Origin of the sequence: Mycobacterium sp. (assembly GCF_049608025.1) — a bacterium.
GTDB lineage: Bacteria > Actinomycetota > Actinomycetes > Mycobacteriales > Mycobacteriaceae > Mycobacterium.
In genome coordinates this window covers 1-19,223 of the sequence record NZ_JBMYXC010000034.1, presented here as the reverse complement: position 1 = coordinate 19,223, position 19,223 = coordinate 1, and the positions used below count along the sequence as shown (strand labels likewise).

Genomic DNA, 19,223 nt, shown 5'->3' with positions numbered 1-19,223 from the left:
TGCTACACCAGTGGGCGACCCGTGCGGATCCGCCAGTCAACGTCCTTGAGCAGCACGTTGAACGGGAATTGACGCACGAAACCGGGCGCCAGGTTGTTCACGGTGCGCAGGGCAGCGATCAACATGTCGAAGAGCTGCTGGCGTGCCCCGTCCCACGGCAGCCGCATCTCGTCGCGAAACCGCTGCGGCAGAAAGCCCGTGGTGATCAGCAACGCCAGACTCTCCGAACCAGCACGCAACGGCCAGGGCAGCGTCAGCCCGCGCAGCCGGGCCGCGGCGATCGGATACAGATAGTCGCGGACCGCGTCGTCGATGTGCACCTGGTCCAGGGACTTCTGCCAGTAGCGGTCGAATGCCGCCCGATCGGCCGGCCACATGTCCTCGGGCACTTGGAGCATGGTCGCCAGCGAGCGGCCCTGCAGGTAGATCTGGTCCGCGGTCTGCTCGTCCATCTCGCCGACCAACAGCCGGTAGACGTCCACGGTGCCCTTGTACAGACACGCCCCGACCCACAGCTGAAGGTCCTTGTCGAAGGCGTGGTACTCCACTGGACTCGACTCGGTGGAGAACACCTGGGCGTGTGCGCGATTGACGGCATTGCGGAACGCGGCCTTCTGCTCGTCGGTGCCGCTGGTGGACACCGCGAGATAGGTGAATGTGGTGCGCGCCCGCTTTATCGGATGCAAGTCGACCCGACCGCTCTCGACGGGGCTCTCCATCACGCCATACCCGACGCCCGGCCGGGCGAGCTGCATGATCACGTTCGCGGGGCCGGCGAGCAGGCCGAGTCCGAGCATTCCGTCCCAATCCGACTTCGACGAGCGCCCGGGAGCCACCGCGTCGCTCACCGCACGTTCGACGTCCGGCGCGTGCGTGCTTGTTGTTTCGTTCAGCGTCATGAGCGACTCCCTCTGCACCCGGCAGCTAAAAGTGCGAACGTTTGTTTCCTGATATTGCTCCGGCCCCGGTCGAGTGTCAATATGGAACCATGCCCCAGGTCCGTCCCTATCGAGGCGTGGATGCTCCCCAGCGCATCGCAGACCGCAGGCGCCGTCTGCTGAAAGCCGGCCTGGACCTGCTCGGCGGCCCGATGACGTCCAGCGATCAGGCCGTTCCCAAGGACCTGACGGTCCGAGCCATCTGCGCGCAATCCGGTCTGGCCGCGCGCTACTTCTATGAGAACTTCGCCGACAAAGACGAGTTCGTCGGCGCCGTGTTCGACTGGGTGGTCGCCGACATCGCCGCCACCACACAAGCCGCCGTCGCCGCCGCCAAAGCCCGTGACCAGAGCCGCGCCGGTATGGCCAACATCGTGCGCACCATCTCCGAGGACGCCCGAGTCGGCCGGCTGCTGTTCAGCGTGCACATTGCCAATCCGGTGGTGGTGCGCAAACGCGCGGAATCCGGCGCCCTGTTCGCATTGCTGTCGGGACAGCACGCCGGTACCGCCCTGCAACTCGAGCCCAACGACCGGATCAAGGCCGCCGGGCACTTCGTGGTGGGCGGTGTCGGGCAGACCCTGAGTGCCTGGCTGTCCGGCGATATCGGATTCAGCCCCGGCCACTTGACCGAACATCTCGCAGCGCTGATCGACCAGCTCGCTGATCCTGCTCTGTACCGGGACTGAGTCCCAGAACCCGACGCAACCCGGGACGACTCAGCGACGTGGTCCAGCAGCGGCAGGTAGTCGCCGATGAGCTGCGGTCTTCGGGGTGGTCACCGCATCGCTTTCGGTGAATTCCCTGGTCCAGCAGGCAAATTCCAGCGTGATCCCGTCCGGGTCGAGGAAGTAGAACGACCTCACGTACACGCCTGGATGCAGGGTCTTCGAAACCTGGGCCGGGCTCTCGTCATGGTTGAGAATCGGTCCGACCCGCACCCCCTTTGCCTTGAGGCGCTGCCGATATTCGTCGAACTTCTCCGCCGGCACATGCAACGCCAGGTGGTTCATGGTGCTCACCGCACTCACGATGTCTCCGATGCCGGGGATAGCCTCGGGCGAGGAGATTCCGGGCACCCGGTCCGGCGCGTCGGCGAACCAGAAGAATGCCACGCAGTCGCCGTTACCTGCATCGAAGAAGAAATGTTGCCCCATGCCCCGGGGCAGGTCGAGCGACTTCACCAACGGCATACCCAGCACATTGCTGTAGAAGTCGACGGTCTTCTCCATGTCCGAGCAGACCAGTGCGACGTGGTTGATACCACCCAACTCGAACTCGGTGTTGGTCTTACCGCCAACGTTGTGCGGCTTGATCACGATTACACCTCCAATGACGTGGGTAGTTTCAACCAAGGAAGAACTGAATCTAACATCAGGTTCAGTTCTGGATCAACGACTTGCGATTTCGGCGCAGTTGGTCACGCTGGGCGTGTCGAAGTGCACCGAAATCGCACAGAGAGGGGCACCAGTGAGCGTCACTCCCCGCGAACAGTCGCCGACACTGCGCGGACGCCAGACTCAGGCCGCCATCGATGCGGCCGCCCGCGCAGTCGTCGCGCGCAAGGGAATACTGGCTACCACGGTCGCCGACATCACCGGCGAAGCGGGCAGATCCACCGCGTCCTTCTACAACTACTACGACTCCAAAGAGGCGATGGTCCGGGAGTGGGCGGTGCGGTTCCGTGAAGAGGCCCGCGAACGTTCGATGGCGGCGGCCCAACCGGGACTCAGCGACCGGGATCGCTCTTATCAGGCCGCTGCGGCGCACTGGAACACCTACCGCAACAGGCTGGCCGAGATCATCAGCGTGTCGCAGATGGCGATGATCAGCGAGGACTTCGCCGAGTACTGGAACGAGATCTGCTCATTGCCGATCGGTTTGATCACCTCGACGGTGAAACAGGCTCAACAGCAGGGCTTCTGCGCGGGGAGCGATCCCCGGCTCATCGCGGTCGCGCTCGTGTCGATGCTCAATCAGTTCTGTTATACCCAGTTGTCGGGTCAGGCCGGCCACCCCGGCGACGACATCGACGACGACGCATGCATCAATACGCTCGCCGACATCTTCTATCGAGCCATCTATCACCGGGAGGCAGCACATCCATGAGTAGCTCAGCGTCGTCTCGGACACCCCGGGTAACCAGGGAGTTCGTCGGTCTGGACTCGCCCAGCGCCCAGCGGGCCGGCTCGGGCGGTCACCCGTGTCAAGGCCTCTACCACCGCGGCGCGGATCGCAAGCCGAAGGTGGCGATGATCGCGACGCACTACCAGATTGACTTCTCCGAGCACTATCTCGCGGACTACCTGGCCACCCGGGGTATCGGCTTCCTGGGCTGGAACACTCGTTTCCGAGGGTTCGAGAGCAGCTTCCTGCTCGACCACGCGCTGGTGGACATTGGCGTTGGGGTGCGCTGGCTTCGCGAAGTCCAAGACATCGAAACGGTCATCCTGCTGGGAAACTCGGGCGGCGGGTCTCTGATGGCGGCCTACCAGGCCAACGCCGTAGACCGGCATGTCACGCCGCTGGAAGGAATGCGCCCGGCCACCGGACTCGATGATCTTCCGCGGGCCGATGGTTACGTAGCCAGCGCCGCGCATCCGGGACGCCCTGAGGTGCTGACCGCGTGGATGGACGCCGCGGTGGTGGACGAAGGTGACGCCATCGCAACCGATCCCGATCTCGATCTGTTCAACGAACGCAACGGGCCGCCCTACGATCCGCAGTTCGTCGAGCGCTACCGGAGCGCCCAGGTCGCCAGGAACGAAGCCATCACCGACTGGGCTGAGGCCGAACTCATTCGGGTGCGCGCCGCAGGATTCTCCGACCGGCCGTTCACCGTAATGCGTACCTGGGCAGATCCACGGATGGTTGATCCCGCCCTGGAACCGACGAAGCGGCCGGCCAACATGTGCTACGCGGGCGTACCGGCCAAGGCCAACAGGTCCAGCCACGGTATCGCTGCGGCCTGCACGCTGCGCAGCTGGATTGGCATGTGGAGCTTGCGCTATGCGCAGACCAGGGCGGAGCCGCACCTGGCCCGCATCCACTGCCCGGCACTGGTGATCAACGCCGAACAGGACACCGGCGTGTATCCCTCCGATGCCCAACGCATCTACGACGCGCTCGGCGGTGACGACAAGACGCAGTGCGCGATCGACACCGACCACTACTTCACGACGCCGGGGGCGCGCACCGAGAAGGCCGATATCATCGCCGAGTGGATCGCACGCCGCTGGTGAGAAGGGTGGTGGAAATCCGATGAAAGTCCTGGCTCATTTCGTACCCGGCGATCGGGTACGCGAATTCCTTGCTCCGCACAAGGATTGGCTCGACGTTCGGTACTGCGCAGAGAACGATGACGACACCTTCTACCGGGAGCTGCCCGACGCCGAGGTGATTTGGCATGTCCTGCGGCCCATCTCAGGCGACGACCTCGCCAAGGCACGTCGCCTGCGGCTCGTGCACAAGCTGGGTGCCGGGATCAACACCATCGACGTCGACGCCGCCACGGCGGGTGACATCGCGGTCGCCAACATGCCCGGCGCGAACGCCGCGTCGGTGGCCGAAGGCGCCGTGCTGCTGATCCTGGCCGCACTGCGCCGACTACCGACGCTGGATCGAGCCACCCGGGCAGGCCAGGGCTGGCCATCGGACCCGACCCTGGGTGAGACAGTGCGCGACGTGGGCGGCTGCACGGTCGGTCTGATCGGCTACGGCGACATCGCCAAACGTGTCGAGCGCATCGTCGTGGCGATGGGCACTCCCCCCACCGAAGTTCTGCACACCAGCACCCGGGATGACGGGCATCCCGGCTGGCGCACCCTGGCCGATCTACTGGCCGCCAGTGACATCGTCTCGCTGCATCTGCCACTGACCGACGGCACCGTCGGCCTGCTCGACCGCGACGCGCTGAGCCGAATGAAACCCGGCGCGGTCCTCGTCAACACCTCACGCGGTCCGATCGTCGATGAGGACGCGCTCGTGGACGCGCTGCGCTCCCGTCAGCTTGCCGCGGCGGGTCTCGACGTCTTCGCCGTGGAACCCGTGCCTGCCGGCAATCCGCTGCTAGGGCTGGACAATGTGGTGCTGACCCCCCACGTGACCTGGTACACCGCCGACACGATGCGCCGCTACCTGGAACTCGCGGTGGACAACTGCGCGCGGCTGCGTGACGGCCGGGACCTCTCCAACCTGGTGAACCAGGTGCCCGGGTAGTCTCGGTCCCAACCAACCGGTTAGCCAGCCCCCGAGGGAGGCGAACAATGCCCATCGCGATCAATGACGAGCACAACGACCTGGCCGATTCGGTGCGGTCACTGGTGGCTCGGGTTACGCCGTCCGAGGTGCTGCACGAAGCCCTCGAGACGCCCATCCCGAACCCACCGCCATTCTGGAGAGCCGCCGCCGAGCAGGGACTACCGGGTGTCCATCTCGCCGAGTCGGTCGGCGGTCAAGGCTTCGGCATCCTCGAGTTGGCGATCGTCGTCGCCGAGTTCGGCTACGGAGCCGTTCCTGGCCCGTTCGTGCCGTCAGCTATCGCCAGCGCGCTCATCTCCGCCCACGATCCCGAAGCAGACGTCCTCAGCGACCTCGCGTCCGGCAACGTCATCGCCGCCTACGCCATCGACTCGGGGTTGACGGCGACCCCCCACGGCGAGGGTGTGGTCATTCGCGGCGAGGTGCGCGCGGTGCCTGCGGCCGCGGAGGCGTCCTTGCTGGTGCTGCCGGTGGCCGGCCTGGGCGAAGGGGCATCGGGTGATACCTGGATCATCCTCGATGCCGACCGACTGGAGATCGAACCGGTACCCAGCGTCGACCCTCTTCGGCCGATGGCTCATGTCCGTGTCAACGCGGTCGAGGTGTCCGACGACCGTGTGCTGTCCAATCTGAGCCGCAGTTATGCCCGCGCGCTGATCTCGACGCTGTTGTCTGCCGAGGCAATCGGGGTGGCGCGCTGGGCCACCGACACCGCCGCCTCCTACGCCAAGATCCGCGAACAGTTCGGCAGACCGATCGGTCAGTTCCAGGCCATCAAACACAAATGCGCGGGCATGATCGCCGAGACCGAACGGGCCACCGCAGCGGTGTGGGACGCAGCACGGGCCATAGACGAGACACGCGAGGTGCACGAGCCTGCCGAAAGCACGATCGGCGACAAAGACACCAGCGATGACAAAGACACCAGCGATACAGCCTTCGAGTTCGCCGCGGCCGTCGCGGCCACGCTGGCCCCGGTCGCCGCCCAGCACTGCACCCAGGACTGCATCCAAGTGCACGGCGGTATCGGATTCACCTGGGAGCACGACACCAACGTCTACTATCGCCGCGCTCTGGTGCTGGCTGCCGCTTTCGGCCGCGCCGCCGAGTACCCGCAGCGGGTCCTCGATCTGGCAACAGCAACGGGAATGCGTTCGCTGAACATCGACCTTGACCCGGAGACCGAGAGGTTGCGCGCCGAAGTCCGCTCGGAAGTGGATGCGTTCAAGGCGATTCCGCGTGAGCAGCGTAACGCCGCAATAGCCGAGGGCGGCTGGGTACAGCCCCACCTGCCGCTGCCCTGGGGACGCGCGTCCGACCCGGTCGAGCAGATCATCATCGCCCAGGAGTTCACCGCCGGGAGGGTGCGCCGTCCCGCGATGGGCATCGCCGCCTGGATCATCCCGTCGATCGTCGCGTTCGGAACCGATCAGCAGAAGGAGCAGTTCCTACCCTCGACGTTCCGCGGTGAGGTGATCTGGTGCCAGCTGTTCTCCGAACCGGGCGCGGGCTCCGACCTGGCCAGCCTGTCCACCAAGGCCACCAAGGTCGACGGTGGCTGGCGCATCACCGGCCAGAAGATCTGGACCACCGGCGCTCAGTACTCCGCGTGGGGCGCGCTGCTGGCGAGAACCGACCCCAGCGCTCCCAAACACGCTGGCATCACCTACTTCCTGCTCGATATGAAAAGCCCGGGCATCGAGGTCACGCCGCTGCGCGAACTCACCGGTAACGCGATGTTCAACACCGTCTACATCGACGATGTGTTCGTGCCCGACGACATGGTGCTCGGTGACGTCGACCGCGGATGGGAGGTCAGCCGCAACACCCTGACCGCCGAACGGGTTTCGATCGGCAGCAGCGAGCCGCCGTTCCTGCCCAGCCTGGACCGGTTCGTCGAGTTCCTCGGCGACGGGCAGTTCGACCAGATCGCGCAGAACCACGCCGGCGTACTGATCGCTGAGGGCCACGCCGCCAAGATCCTCAACATGAGGTCCACGCTGCTGACACTCGCCGGTGGCGATCCGATGCCCGCGGCGGCGATCTCCAAGCTGCTGTCGATGCGTACCGGCCAGGGTTACGCAGAGTTCGCGGTGTCCTCGTTCGGCACCGACGCAGCTATCGGCGATCGGGAGCAACTCACCGGACGCTGGGCGGAATACCTGCTCGCCAGCCGTGCCACAACCATTTACGGCGGGACCTCTGAGGTGCAGCTGAATATCATCGCCGAACGACTACTCGGACTTCCGCGCGATCCCTGATTCGTCCAGCCCTGACTATTCTGAGTCCATCTCGCGGAGTTGGCGTTTGAGAATCTTGCCGGTGGGGTTGCGCGGCAGTTCATCGAGGAAGATGACCTCGCGCGGCACCTTGTAGCGCGCCAGGTTGTCCTTCACGTAGGCCTTGACGACATCTTCGTCGATCTCCGAACCCTCGACCTTGACCGCGTAGCAACGCAGCCGGGAACCCCAGTCCTTGTCGTCGACCCCGAGTGCGGTCGCCTCGATGATCTCTGGATGGCCGCTGACGAGATCCTCGACCTCGGCGGGGAACACGTTCTCGCCGCCGGAAACGATCATCTCGTCATCGCGGCCACTGACGAACAGCAGGTCGTTGTCATCGAAGTAGCCAACATCGCCCGATGAGAGCATCCCGTCGATGATCTGCTTGCCACCGCCACCGGTGTAGCCCTCGAACGGGAAGAAGTTCCCGACGAAGATCCGGCCGATCTGACCGCGGGGCACTTCTTTGCCGTTGTCGTCGAAGATTTTTACCTTCATGCCCTTGACCACCGGACCAACAGTGCCGGGGTTGATCGAAAGGTGCTGCGGTCCAGCAATACTCGCAAAAGCGACCTCAGTCGACCCGTAAAGGTTGTAGATCACCGGGCCCAGGTCCTTCAGCGCCCTGGTAGCCAGCTCGGCCCCGAGTTGCGAACCGGACACGAACACGATGCGCAGCGAGGACAGGTCCGGCTTGGGCGAGGTCTTCTCGAGTTCGTCGAGTAGCCGGGACAGCATTACGGGCACCACCACCATCGCGGTGGCCTTGTTCTTCTCGATATCGGCGAGCACGACGGCCGGCTTGAAGCGACGGCGCAGCACCAGCGTCGAACCCAGCATCATCGCGATGGTGGCGTGCAGAAAGCCCAACGCGTGAAACATCGGCGCCGGCAGCGAGGTCACCTCGGCGGCCCTGAACGGCACCGAGGACAGCACGCCCCCGATCGGCGCCAGCGACGGCGGTGCGCTGCGGTTGGCACCCTTGGGCGTGCCGGTGGTCCCGCTGGTCAGGATGATGATCGACGCATGCTTGGTCGCCTTGGGTGCGGGGCGCCCATCCGCGCGGGCGACCAGCTGGGCCAGAGTCTCATCGGTGCTGCCCGACGGCTGATCGGAATCGGGGTTGACCCCGAGTGCGCGCAGCTTGCCCAGTTCGGGTTCAGCGTGCGCCACTGCTGCGGCGTACTCGTCGTCGTAGATGACCAGCTTGGCGCCCTCGCGCTCGGAGACCTCCTTGATCTGCGGGCCAGAGAACTCACTGTTGAGCATGATGATGCGGGCGCCCACCCGGGCTGCGGCGAACACCGAGACCAGGAACCACCGGTGGTTGCGGGCCAGGATGGCCACCCCGTCACCGCCTCTGACCCCCTTGGCGAGCAGCGCGTTGGCAACGGCATTGGCCGCATCGTTCAGTTTCCCGAAAGTGATCTCGCCTTCGTCGTCGACGGCCGCCGTACGATTCGGATACCGGCGGGCGTTGAGAGCGGGGATCATCCCGATCTCACCCCAGCGCCGCATATCGCTGACGAAGGCGGCGATATCCTGCGGCGGCTCCAGCTTGAGGGCGCCGGCCTCGAACATCTTGCGGGCGTAGTGCAGCTCGGCAGAACCACGCTCGAGGTATTTGGGGGCCTTACCGACCAACTCCTGAGCCTTGACGGCAGCCTGCAACGGAAGATCGCTGAGCTTGGACATGCGTCAACAATATGTGACGACCTTCGCGCGCAGCCATCGAACGGCGGGGCCGACGAACCTACGATGGGAGTGTGCCTGCCCGAGAGTTCTTGGCCATCGGCGGACAGCAGGTGCCCATCACCCATCCCGACAAGGTGGTGTTCGGCGATATCGGGGTCACCAAGCTGGATTTGATGCACTACTACGCTGCGGTGGCCGAGGGCGCCCTGCGCGGAGTGCGAGACCGCCCGATGATCCTCAAACGCTTCGTCAGAGGCATCGACCAGGAGGCGATATTCCAGAAACGCGCACCCGCGAAACGGCCGGACTTCGTCGGCGTCGCCGAACTCAGGTACAAATCGGGGACGTCGGCCGAGGAGGCCGTTCTGCGCGACGCGGCGGGGCTGATCTGGGCGGTGAACCTCGGTTGTGTGGACTTCAACCCTCATCCGGTATTGGCCGACGACCTCGAACATCCCGACGAACTGCGCGTCGACCTCGACCCGATGCCCGGCGTGGGATGGCGTCAGATCATCGACGTCGCGTTGATCGCCCGCCAAGTGCTCACCGACCACGGTCTGGTCGCCTGGCCCAAGACATCGGGCTCCCGGGGCTTCCACATCTACGCTCGGATCCACCGCTGCTGGCCGTTTCCGCTCGTGCGACTGGCCGCCGAGGCGGTCGCCCGCGAGGTGGCGCGCCGCGCGCCGGAGTCGGCGACCGCGCGGTGGTGGAAAGAGGAGCGCCACGGCGTGTTCGTCGACTTCAACCAGAACGCCAAGGACCGCACCGTGGCCTCGGCATACTCGGTGCGCGCCACCCCGGACGCCCGAGTGTCAACGCCGCTGTTCTGGGATGAGGTGGTCGGCTGCCGGCCCGAAGCGTTCACCGTCGCCACCGTGCCCCAACGTTTCGAGCGGCTCGGCGATCCGTGGCAGGGGATCGACGATGCCGCGGGTGGCCTGGAGTCGCTGCTGGAGCTCGCCGACCAATTGGGGCCGGCCCAGAAGTCCGGTCGGCGGGCCCGAGAAGCGACAATGCCGCTGATCGAAATCGCCCGGACCAAGACTCGGGACGAGGCGATGAAAGCCTTGCAACAGTGGCGGGAGATTCATCCGGCTGCGGCCGAACAGCTGAAGCCCGCAGACGTACTCGTCGACGGAATGCGGGGCCCGAGTTCGATCTGGTATCGCGTGAGGATCAACCTGCGGCACGTCGCCGAGAGCGAGCGTCCACCCCAGGAGGCCTTGTTGGCCGAGTACAGCCCGTGGGCGACCTATAACGGTTCTCAGCAGCAGCGCAGGGGCTGACGCCAAGTTACCGACGAGTTTGCTGATTCAGCTGAATCCACTTCTTAGCGAAGTATTAGTAGTTACTCCCCACGGCCTTAAATTGGCTCTCTAACTTGATTGTTGTAGGCCCCACTGGCGGCCATACGAGAACACGAACAGGCCAGCGAACGATCTAGGGAGGCTGTGATGTCTGCGATGTACGGCAATCCGACGTTCGACTGTGATGGCGCCAAAATTCGGGCGCACTGCCGCCAGTTGGCCACCGTCGTGGCTATCAAAGGCAACCTCAACGGCGCCAACCTCGAGCGCGCAAGCCGGTACACCGAGCGCTTCATTCTCGCGGAAAAGCCGTTTCTGCTGGACCTCAGCGAGGTTACTTCCTTTACTCCGGAAGCCATTTCGCTGCTGTTCACCGTTGACGAACTCTGCAACGCCGCCGGCGTGGACTGGTCACTGGTCGCCAGTCGCTCCGTCGAGCAGACGCTCCGCGAGGGCGATATCGAGTTCAGTGCGGCCGGGTCCGTCCCCGAAGCGCTCAACCGTTTCGCCGACGCCATGGTCGCTCGCCGCCAACTACTTCCGCTCCTCACCAAGACCGCGTAAAGGATCACTGTGTTAATTGATGTTCGGTGGCTCCGATACATACTCCATAGTCGCCATAAGGAAGATGCGGAGCAGCTAGGGCTGACCGCGAACTGATCGTTCGCCTCAGACCGCAGAGCTGCCCATCCGCTGACTCGCCACGCTTTACTGTGGCCCCATGATTACTGTGGCCCCATGAACGCTGTCGCCGATTCCGGCCGAGTGACCCAGGCCGCGCACCGGGTGATCGCTGAGCACGATCCGCGCTCGGTGCCCATTCCACAGTTTCTCGGAGCCTGCTTCGACGCGGGTCTGTCGTGGGTGCACTTCCCCGAGGGACTCGGCGGCCTTGGTGTGTCTCGCGGCCTACAGACCGTCGCGGACCGCATTCTGCAGGACGCGGGCGGACCGGTGCCGTTGGCGCTCAACCCGATGGGCTACGGCATGGCCGCCCCGACCGTGCGTGAGCATGCCCAGACCGACACGGTCCGCAAGAAACTGTTGCGCCCACTGGCGACCACCGAGGACATCTGGTGTCAACTGTTCTCCGAACCCGGCGCGGGTTCGGACCTGGCGGGCCTGGCGACCTCGGCGGTCGGTGACGGCGACGGCTGGATCGTCAACGGGCAGAAGGTATGGACGAGCCTGGCACATCGCGCGCGGTGGGGCCTGCTGCTGGCCCGTACCGACCCCAACGTGCCCAAACATCGGGGTCTGACGTACTTCGTTCTGGACATGCATGCCGACGGAGTCGAGACTCGGCCGCTGCGGCAGCTGACCGGACACGCCGAGTTCAACGAGGTCTACATCACCGATGCGCGCATCCCCGACACCTATCGCCTGGGTGCGGTCGGCGACGGCTGGCGGGTCGCGATGACCACGCTGATGAACGAACGCAGCGCACTTGGTGGCAGCGCCAGCAGACGCGGCGCCGGGTCTATCGGCGATGCGGTGGCGCTATGGGCGTCACGCCCCGACCTGCACACCCCAGTTTTGCGGGACCGCCTCACCAACCTGTGGCTGCGGGCCGAGGCGCAGCGGCTGACGTCCGAACGGTCCAGGGCGACCGCGACTGTCGGTGGGCCTGGCCCGGAAGGGTCGATCGGCAAACTCGTCGGCGCCGAGCTCAACCAGCACATCTACGAGTTCTGCATGGACCTCCTCGGCCCGGAGGGGATTTTGTACGACGGCTACGCGACTCCTGAAGGAAAGGCCTCCGGCGAGGACTGGCGCGGCTCGGTCCAGCAGAGGTTCCTGCGCAGCCGCGCCAACACCATCGAAGGGGGCACTTCCGAAGTGATGCGCAATATCCTCGCCGAACGGGTGCTCGGGCTGCCCGGCGACCTTCGCGCCGACGCCGGAATGCCGTGGAAGGAGATCCCGCGTGGCTGAGGAGCTTGCGGATCGGCCCGACAACAGCGCTGAGGAGCTTGCGGATCGGCCCGACAACAGCGCTGAGTTCACATTCACCGACGAGCAGATCCAGTTGCGCGCTGCGGTGCGGGCCTTCTGCGCCGAGTATGCCGACGAAAGCTCGGTACGCACCTCGATGGAGTCGGACCCGCCGTTCGATCCGGGTGTGTGGGCGCGGTTGGGATCCGAGCTGGGCGTGTTGGGCTTGGCTGTTCCCGAAGACGAGGGCGGTGCGGGCGGCACTCTGGTCGACCAGGCAGTCGCGGTCGAGGAACTCGGCGCCGCACTGGCCTGCGGACCGCTGTTCGGCACGGTGTACCTCGCCATCCCCGCGCTGGTCGCCGCCTCGGAGCCCAGCGACATACTGGCTCAGCTGGTCGAGGGCACCCGTACCGCGGCGTTGGCTGTCGGTGACGTGGCCGGCAAGTTCGATCCCACAACGGTCACCGTGGATGCCGCACCGACCGACCAGGGCTGGGCATTGACGGGCAACGTCTTACGGGTCGTCGATGCGGGAGCCGCCGATAGCTTGCTGGTCGCCGCCAAGGGCCCCGGCGGTATCGCTATCTATGAAGTAGGCACCGATAGTCCTGGGGTGCAGCGTATTTCGTTGAACACGCTGGATCTTACCCGGCCACAAGCCAACGTCGAATTATCCGCTGCGCCGGCGCGGCTCGTCTCGGGCGCCGACGAGGCCGAACGGGTGATCACCCAGGCGCTGCACATCGGTGCGGCGTTGCTGGCTGTGGAACAGGTCGGCGCGGCGCAGCATCTGCTCGACCTTTCCGTCGAGTACGCGAAAAGCCGGCTCCAGTTCGGCAGGCCGATCGGATCTTTCCAAGCGGTGAAGCATCGACTGGCAGACGACCTCGTCGCACTGGAGCACGCGAGGTCAACCGCATACCACGCTGTTTGGGCGCTGACCGACGGCACCGGAGACGCACTCGACCCGGCGCTGGCGGTCAGCATCGCGCAGGCCACATGTTCGGCCGCCTTCACCCGGATCGCGACCGACACGATCCAGGTCCACGGTGGCATCGGGTTCACCTGGGAGCACCAAGCCCACCTGTACTACAAGCGGGCCTTCACCGACGCCGCGCTGCTAGGCAGCGCCGAGCAGCACCGGGCCCGGGTGGCCGAGTTGGTGCTCGGAATCCCCGGCAAGGACGCCCCGCGCATCGCCACCGGGACGCCTCGCTGAGTCAGCACATGAAGGTGGCGGATCGCTTCTTCGACATCTCGAACCGCCACTCGACAGTCGCCGCTGAGATACGTGGCGGCGTCGTCACGTTCATCGCGATGGCCTACATCATCGTGCTGAACCCGATCATCCTGTCCGGCACCGCGGATGTCAGCGGCAACACGCTGGACTTCGCGCAGGTGTCGGCGACAACGTCGCTGGCCGCCGGCGTCATGACGATTCTGTTCGGCCTGGTCGCGCGGCTGCCGTTCGCGTTCGCGGCGGGCCTGGGCATCAACTCATTCCTCGCGACCACCGTCGTAGGGTCGCTCACCTGGCCCGAAGCGATGGGCCTGGTGGTCATCAACGGGCTGATCATCGTGCTACTCGCCGTGACTGGGCTGCGCCGCCTGGTCTTCGACGCGGTGCCGATGCAGCTCAAACTCGCGATCACCGCGGGCATCGGAATGTTCATCCTGTTCATCGGTTTGGTCGACGCGGGCTTCGTCGGTTCGACGGGGGTGGCCTCGCCGCCGGTCGGCCTCGGCCCCGGCGGACTTGGCTCCATCAACACGGTGCCCACCCTGGTATTCATCCTCACGTTGCTGCTCACCGGCGTCCTGGTGGCCCGGCGCGTGCGCGGCGGCATCCTCATCGGCCTGGTCGCCGGCACTGTCGTCGCGGTGGTGATCGAGGCGATCTGGCACCTCGGCTCGGCCAGCGAGCGGCCCGGCGGATGGAGCCTGTCGGTACCCACGTTGTCGGGGTCACCGTTCGCGCTGCCGGATCTGTCGCTGATCGGGGACTTCAGTCTCAACAGTTTCAGCCGAATCGGTGTGCTCGCCGCGGTCATGCTCGTGTTCACGCTGGTGTTCGCCAACTTCTTCGACGCAATGGGCACGATGACGGGGTTGTCTCGCGAGGCCGGCCTGTCCGACGATCGGGGCACCTTCCCGCGACTGCGCTCGGCGTTGATCGTCGAAGGTGCTGGCGCGGTGGTCGGCGGCGCGACGTCGTCGTCGTCGAACACCGTCTTCATCGAATCTGGGACAGGCATCGAGGAAGGCGCCCGCACGGGGTTGGCGAACATGGTCACCGGTGCCCTGTTTCTGGCAGCGATGTTCATCTCCCCGGTAGCGTCGATCGTGCCGAGCGAGGTGGCCGCCGCCGCGCTGGTGATCGTCGGCGCGATGATGACCTCGCACCTGCGTTACATCGACCTCTCGGAATTCTCGGTGGCACTTCCGGTCGTGCTGACTGTGGCCGTGATGCCGTTCAGCTACTCGATCGCCAACGGCATCGGGGTCGGCTTCATCGCCTGGGTGGTGCTGCGCTCCGCAGCGGGCAAGGTGCGCGAGATCAGCCCGCTGCTGTGGGTGGTGGCGGTCGGCTTCGCGTTGTACTTCGCCCGCGCGCCGCTCGAGTCCCTGATTGGCAGCCGACCGCTGCCTTAGACTGCCGTCGATGGACGACGCCCGTGCCGTGCAGTTCGTCGGTGCCGGCCCCGGCGCCGCGGATCTGTTGACGGTGCGCGCTGCCCGGATGCTCGGCGAGGCCGATCTCGTGCTCTACCCGGGTAGCTACCTGGACGCAGAGGTGCTCGCGAACTGCTCACCGGCCGCCGAAATGGTCGATACCGAGGAGCTGGACCTGGACGCCATCGTCGAGCACCTGATCGGCGGCTACCGGGCCGGTCGGCAGATCGTGCGGCTGGTGTCGGGGGATCCGTCGGTGTATTCGGCGGTGTCCGAGCAGACCCGCCGCCTCGATGCAGCCGGCGTGCCCTGGTCGGTCACCCCGGGAGTACCGGCCTACGCCGCCGCCGCCGCGCGAGTCGGCCGTGAATTGACCGTGCCACTGGTCGCGCAGTCGGTGGTACTGACCCGCACCCAGCAGCGCTCGACTGCCATGCCGGAGACGGAGTCACTGAAGACCTTCGCCGCGACGCGTTCGACGCTGGCGCTGCATCTGGCCATCACCCGGACCCGCGAGCTGATGGCCGAACTGGAGCCGGAATACGGTCCGGACTGCCCGGTGGTCGTGGTGTGTCGGGTTTCCCAGCCGCAGGAACAGGTACTGCGCGGCACCGTCGCCGACATCGCTGATGCGGTCGAGGCAGCTGGTCTGCGCCGGGCCGCCGTGATCATGGTGGGCAGAGCGCTGGCCGACCGGCCGGACCCGGAAGCCGGGGAAAGTCACCTCTACGACCCGGCGCGCGACCGTTCAGCCAGGCACACCGAAGGGTTACCGTGACGATCCCTGCGCCGTGTGGGCTTTACGACGCCATCAACCGTCGCCGCGACACCCGGGCTGAGTTCACCGGCGAGCCGATTCCCCCGGAGGTGCTCGAGCGGGTGTTGCTGGCCGCTCACGCCGCACCTTCGGTCGGCATGTCCCAGCCGTGGGACTTCATCTTGGTGCGGTCACCGGAAACCTTGCACGCGTTCCGTGACCACGTGGCACACGAACGAGAAGCGTTCGTCGCGGCGCTGACCGCTGAGCGTGCCGACACCTTCTCGCGGATCAAAATCGAGGGTATCTGCGAATCCGGACTGGGCATCGTGGTCGGTTATGACCCGACCCGCGGCGGCCCGCAGGTCCTCGGCCGGCACGCCATCCCCGATGCCGGACTGTATTCGGTGGTCTGCGCCATCCAAAACCTTTGGCTGGCAGCTACTGTCGAGGGCCTGGGGGTGGGCTGGGTATCGTTCTATCGCGAAGGGTTCCTCCGCAAACTCGTGGGTATGCCCGAGCATGTTCGCCCAGTCGCGTGGCTCTGCGTCGGGCCCGTCGCTGACCTTCCCGACATCCCCGACCTTGAGCGTTATGGCTGGCGCGGGCGCTCCTCGCTGTCCAGCGTGCTGCATGAGGAGCGCTACCGTCCGCGCTGATCCTCAGATCTTCAGGACCCGGCCCGCGATCACCAGGTGCACCTCGTCGCACGCTGCTGCGACCCGCTGGTTCAGCGTGCCGAGCAGGTCGCGAAAAACCATCCCGGAACGGTGCGACGGCACGACACCCAGACCCACCTCATTGGTCACCAGGACCGCACTCGGCGCCGCGGCGAGCGCGTCGCACAGCGGGTCGATCTGGGCATTCACCGCATCGTGCACATCCTGGCAGGGCCGCTCCCACAGCCCAGCCTGGTCCATCAGCGCGACCAACCAGGTGCCGAGGCAGTCAACGAGCACCGCGTCACCGGCCTTGACGGCCGCCGCCTCAACGACCTGGGTGATGTTGCTGGTCTCGATGGTCCGCCAGTGCGCCGGTCGGTCGCCACGATGCTGAGCGACGCGTGCGTCCCAATCAGGGTCGCTGCCGTCAGCGGGGCGGCCGGGCGCAATATAGGTCACGGCGCTCGCGCCTTCCAGCAGCCTTTCGGCGTGACGGGACTTGCCAGAGCGAACGCCTCCGGTCACCAGGATCCTCACCAGGACATCGTAGTTAGGCCCCGCACCCAGTCCATCGCTTCCTCGACACCGTGAACGGTCGGCACGTCCGGCGCCCGCGGCGGTCGACGCACGATGACGATCGGCACACCGAGTTTCTCTGCAGCCACCATTTTCGGCCAGGTGTAGTCGCCGCCGGAATCCTTGGTGATCAGGACGTCGGTGCGATGCTCAGCCATCACGGCCACCTCACCGGGCAGTGCGTAGGGGCCGCGGCTGCTCAGCAGGCGCCAGCCCGCGGGAACTCGCACCTCGGGCGGCTCGACGACCCGAGCCAGTACGGCCCGGTCCCCCAGCGCCGGTATGAACCGAGCGAGTCCCTGACGACCGACCGTCAGGAAGGGTCGCCCGCCCAGCCGGGCCGCAGCCACGGCAGCATCCTCGTGGGAGTCGACCCAGTGCCACGATTCGCGGGACCGGTCAGCCCACCCCGACCTTTCCAACCGCAGCAGCGGCCGACGAGTGTCACCGGTTGTGCACGCGGCGACAGCGTTGGCCGAGATGTTCTTAGCGAACGGATGTGTCGCATCAATGACGGCGTTGTAATCATCGAGGGCCGAACGTAATCCGTCCACGCCGCCGAATCCGCCGATGCGCACTGTCCCGACAGGCAGACGCGGATGGGTGACCCGGCCGGCCAGCGACGTCGTCACGTCGACGCCGATGTCGGCCAGGAGTTCGGCGAGCGCGCGGGCTTCCGACGTTCCGCCGAGCAGCAAGATTCTCACGGGGCGCCCGGTGGCAGGAAGGGCAGGCCGTCTTGGGGTCCGTCGTGGATCAGGTCCAGGACTGCGTCCATGTCGAGGTGTTCCTCGACGAGGTCGCCCAGCAGATCGAGCCGGGCGTCCCGGGCTCGGGGGAAAGAGCTGCCCGAGTGGTCGAGCCCGAGGGTCTCGCGCAGGAATCGCGCCCGCAGCGCGTCGGATTCGAGCGCGCCGTGCCACATGGTGCCGAAGACCTGGCCGACACGGGCCCCACCGAGGAACTCTTCCACACCAGGGCCAGGGGTAACCCGTCCATGATGGATCTCGTATCCGGAGGCCGACGCGCCGAGCCATTGCCCTTCAGGCAGTCGAAGTACCTTGGCCGCAGAGAAATTCGTTTCGACATCGAGAATCCCCAATCCATCGACCTCCGCGACGGCACCTTCGATGCCCTCGGAATCGCGGACCGTGCGGCCCAACATCTGGAAGCCGCCGCAGATACCGAGTACCGGCTTTCCGGCAGCGGCGTGGGCCGTCACAGCGCGATCCAGCCCGCGTGATCGCAGCCAGGCCAGATCGGCGATCGTCGACCGCGTACCCGGGAGCACCACCAGGTCAGCGTCAACGAGATCCTCGGGACGGGAGGCGAAGACGACGTCGAGGTCGGGTTCGAGGCCGAGCGCGTCGACGTCGGTGAAGTTGCTGATGCGTGGCAGTCGCGCTATCGCGACGCGGTGGGCACCCGGACGCAATGAGCGGCGGCCCTGAAGGTCGAGGGCATCCTCGGAGTCCAGCCAGACATCGGGGTGCCAGGGCAACGTGCCGTAAACCCTTCTGCCGGTGAGCCGCTCAAGATCACGGAGTCCCGGTGCCAGCAGATCCGGGTCACCGCGGAACTTGTTCACCACGAATCCTGCGATCAGCATCTGGTCCTCGGGGCACAGCAGCGCGACGGTACCCAAGAATGCCGCGAAAACGCCGCCACGGTCGATATCGCCGACCACGACCGTCGGCAGACCGGCATGCCGCGCCAATCCAAGATTGACGTAATCACCTGAACGCAAGTTGATCTCGGTCGGGCTTCCCGCACCTTCGGCGATGACCACATCGTAGCGCGATGCCAGGTCGTCGTAGGCATCGTGCGCAGCGCCGGCCAGCGCGCGCCGCCCCTCGAGCCAGTCTGACGAGGACACCTCACCCCAGGGCTGCCCCATCAGCACAACATGGCTGCGACGGTCATTCCCCGGCTTGAGGAGGACCGGGTTCATCGCGGCCTCGGGTCTGGCCCGCGCCGCCTGCGCCTGCACCCATTGCGCCCGGCCGATCTCCACACAGGCACCATCCCCCGTCGCTGCGCTCGCCCCGGCACCATCCCCCGTCGCTGCGCTCGCCCCGGCACCATCCCCCGTCGCTGCGCTCGCCCCGGCACCATCCCCCGTCGCTGCGCTC

At 66.0% G+C, this 19,223-nt stretch carries 18 protein-coding genes; 12 read left to right on the top strand and 6 right to left on the bottom strand.

What is annotated here, in order from left to right:
* Positions 1-2: 2 nt before the first annotated feature.
* Positions 3-899 carry an oxygenase MpaB family protein gene (locus tag ACPGXI_RS12300; protein ID WP_526653215.1) on the bottom strand — a complete coding sequence of 299 codons (897 nt, stop codon included), beginning with the start codon at positions 897-899 and terminating at the stop codon, positions 3-5.
* 89 nt (positions 900-988) lie between these two features.
* On the opposite strand from ACPGXI_RS12300, the gene ACPGXI_RS12295 reads away from it, so the two are divergent.
* Positions 989-1,627 (top strand): TetR/AcrR family transcriptional regulator, encoded by a 639-nt coding sequence (locus tag ACPGXI_RS12295; RefSeq protein ID WP_526653213.1) that lies wholly within the window; start codon positions 989-991, stop codon positions 1,625-1,627.
* Between the two features lie 30 nt (positions 1,628-1,657).
* Here the strand turns inward: ACPGXI_RS12295 and ACPGXI_RS12290 are convergent, their stop codons facing one another.
* Positions 1,658-2,257, bottom strand: a complete 600-nt coding sequence (locus ACPGXI_RS12290; RefSeq protein WP_526653211.1) for a VOC family protein — start codon at positions 2,255-2,257, stop codon at positions 1,658-1,660.
* A gap of 151 nt (positions 2,258-2,408) precedes the next feature.
* On the opposite strand from ACPGXI_RS12290, the gene ACPGXI_RS12285 reads away from it, so the two are divergent.
* From ACPGXI_RS12285 to ACPGXI_RS12270, 4 genes are read left to right on the top strand one after another with little or no spacing between them, the layout of a single operon-like run.
* Complete coding sequence (locus ACPGXI_RS12285) at positions 2,409-3,047, top strand: TetR/AcrR family transcriptional regulator (protein WP_526653209.1); 639 nt, start codon at positions 2,409-2,411, stop codon at positions 3,045-3,047.
* A complete protein-coding gene (locus tag ACPGXI_RS12280; protein WP_526653207.1) occupies positions 3,044-4,180 on the top strand; it encodes an alpha/beta hydrolase family protein in 1,137 nt (378 codons plus the stop codon). Before ACPGXI_RS12285 ends, ACPGXI_RS12280 begins: the two co-directional genes overlap by 4 nt.
* Positions 4,181-4,199: 19 nt before the next feature.
* Positions 4,200-5,156, top strand: a complete 957-nt coding sequence (locus tag ACPGXI_RS12275) for a 2-hydroxyacid dehydrogenase (protein ID WP_526653205.1) — start codon at positions 4,200-4,202, stop codon at positions 5,154-5,156.
* Positions 5,157-5,203: 47 nt separating this feature from the next.
* Positions 5,204-7,459 (top strand): acyl-CoA dehydrogenase family protein, encoded by a 2,256-nt coding sequence (locus ACPGXI_RS12270; protein WP_526653203.1) that lies wholly within the window; start codon positions 5,204-5,206, stop codon positions 7,457-7,459.
* Between the two features lie 15 nt (positions 7,460-7,474).
* Here the strand turns inward: ACPGXI_RS12270 and fadD2 are convergent, their stop codons facing one another.
* Positions 7,475-9,175 (bottom strand): long-chain-fatty-acid--CoA ligase FadD2, encoded by a 1,701-nt coding sequence (fadD2, locus tag ACPGXI_RS12265; protein WP_526653201.1) that lies wholly within the window; start codon positions 9,173-9,175, stop codon positions 7,475-7,477.
* A gap of 71 nt (positions 9,176-9,246) precedes the next feature.
* Here fadD2 and ACPGXI_RS12260 point away from each other — a divergent pair, with 71 nt between their 5' ends.
* From ACPGXI_RS12260 to bluB, 7 genes are all read left to right on the top strand, one after another.
* Entirely contained in the window at positions 9,247-10,464 is a 1,218-nt protein-coding gene (locus tag ACPGXI_RS12260) for a DNA polymerase domain-containing protein (protein WP_526653199.1), read from the top strand.
* Between the two features lie 177 nt (positions 10,465-10,641).
* Positions 10,642-11,049: an STAS domain-containing protein gene (locus ACPGXI_RS12255; protein ID WP_526653253.1), complete on the top strand. Its 408-nt coding sequence runs from the start codon at positions 10,642-10,644 to the stop codon at positions 11,047-11,049.
* A 174-nt stretch (positions 11,050-11,223) separates the two neighbouring features.
* A complete protein-coding gene (locus ACPGXI_RS12250; protein WP_526653197.1) occupies positions 11,224-12,420 on the top strand; it encodes an acyl-CoA dehydrogenase family protein in 1,197 nt (398 codons plus the stop codon).
* Positions 12,413-13,642 (top strand): acyl-CoA dehydrogenase family protein, encoded by a 1,230-nt coding sequence (locus tag ACPGXI_RS12245; protein WP_526653195.1) that lies wholly within the window; start codon positions 12,413-12,415, stop codon positions 13,640-13,642. The genes ACPGXI_RS12250 and ACPGXI_RS12245 overlap by 8 nt, the downstream gene beginning before the upstream one ends.
* 8 nt (positions 13,643-13,650) lie before the next feature.
* On the top strand, positions 13,651-15,075 hold the full coding sequence (locus ACPGXI_RS12240; RefSeq protein WP_526653193.1) for an NCS2 family permease: 1,425 nt from the start codon (positions 13,651-13,653) through the stop codon (positions 15,073-15,075).
* A gap of 10 nt (positions 15,076-15,085) precedes the next feature.
* The gene (gene cobM, locus ACPGXI_RS12235; protein WP_526653191.1) at positions 15,086-15,874 is read left to right on the top strand and encodes a precorrin-4 C(11)-methyltransferase; all 789 of its coding nucleotides are present in this window, start codon (positions 15,086-15,088) and stop codon (positions 15,872-15,874) included.
* Positions 15,871-16,512, top strand: coding sequence for a 5,6-dimethylbenzimidazole synthase (bluB, locus tag ACPGXI_RS12230; protein ID WP_526653189.1), 642 nt, complete (start codon positions 15,871-15,873; stop codon positions 16,510-16,512). The genes cobM and bluB overlap by 4 nt, the downstream gene beginning before the upstream one ends.
* Positions 16,513-16,515: 3 nt before the next feature.
* On the opposite strand, the gene ACPGXI_RS12225 is transcribed toward bluB, so the two are convergent.
* The 3 genes from ACPGXI_RS12225 to ACPGXI_RS12215 all read right to left on the bottom strand — a co-directional run.
* Positions 16,516-17,052 (bottom strand): bifunctional adenosylcobinamide kinase/adenosylcobinamide-phosphate guanylyltransferase, encoded by a 537-nt coding sequence (locus tag ACPGXI_RS12225; protein ID WP_526653187.1) that lies wholly within the window; start codon positions 17,050-17,052, stop codon positions 16,516-16,518.
* Positions 17,049-17,798: a cobalt-precorrin-6A reductase gene (locus ACPGXI_RS12220; protein ID WP_526653186.1), complete on the bottom strand. Its 750-nt coding sequence runs from the start codon at positions 17,796-17,798 to the stop codon at positions 17,049-17,051. The genes ACPGXI_RS12225 and ACPGXI_RS12220 overlap by 4 nt, the downstream gene beginning before the upstream one ends.
* The coding region (locus ACPGXI_RS12215) for a cobyric acid synthase (RefSeq protein WP_526653184.1) at positions 17,795-19,223 on the bottom strand (1,429 nt) is incomplete at its 5' end. The genes ACPGXI_RS12215 and ACPGXI_RS12220, both read right to left, overlap by 4 nt.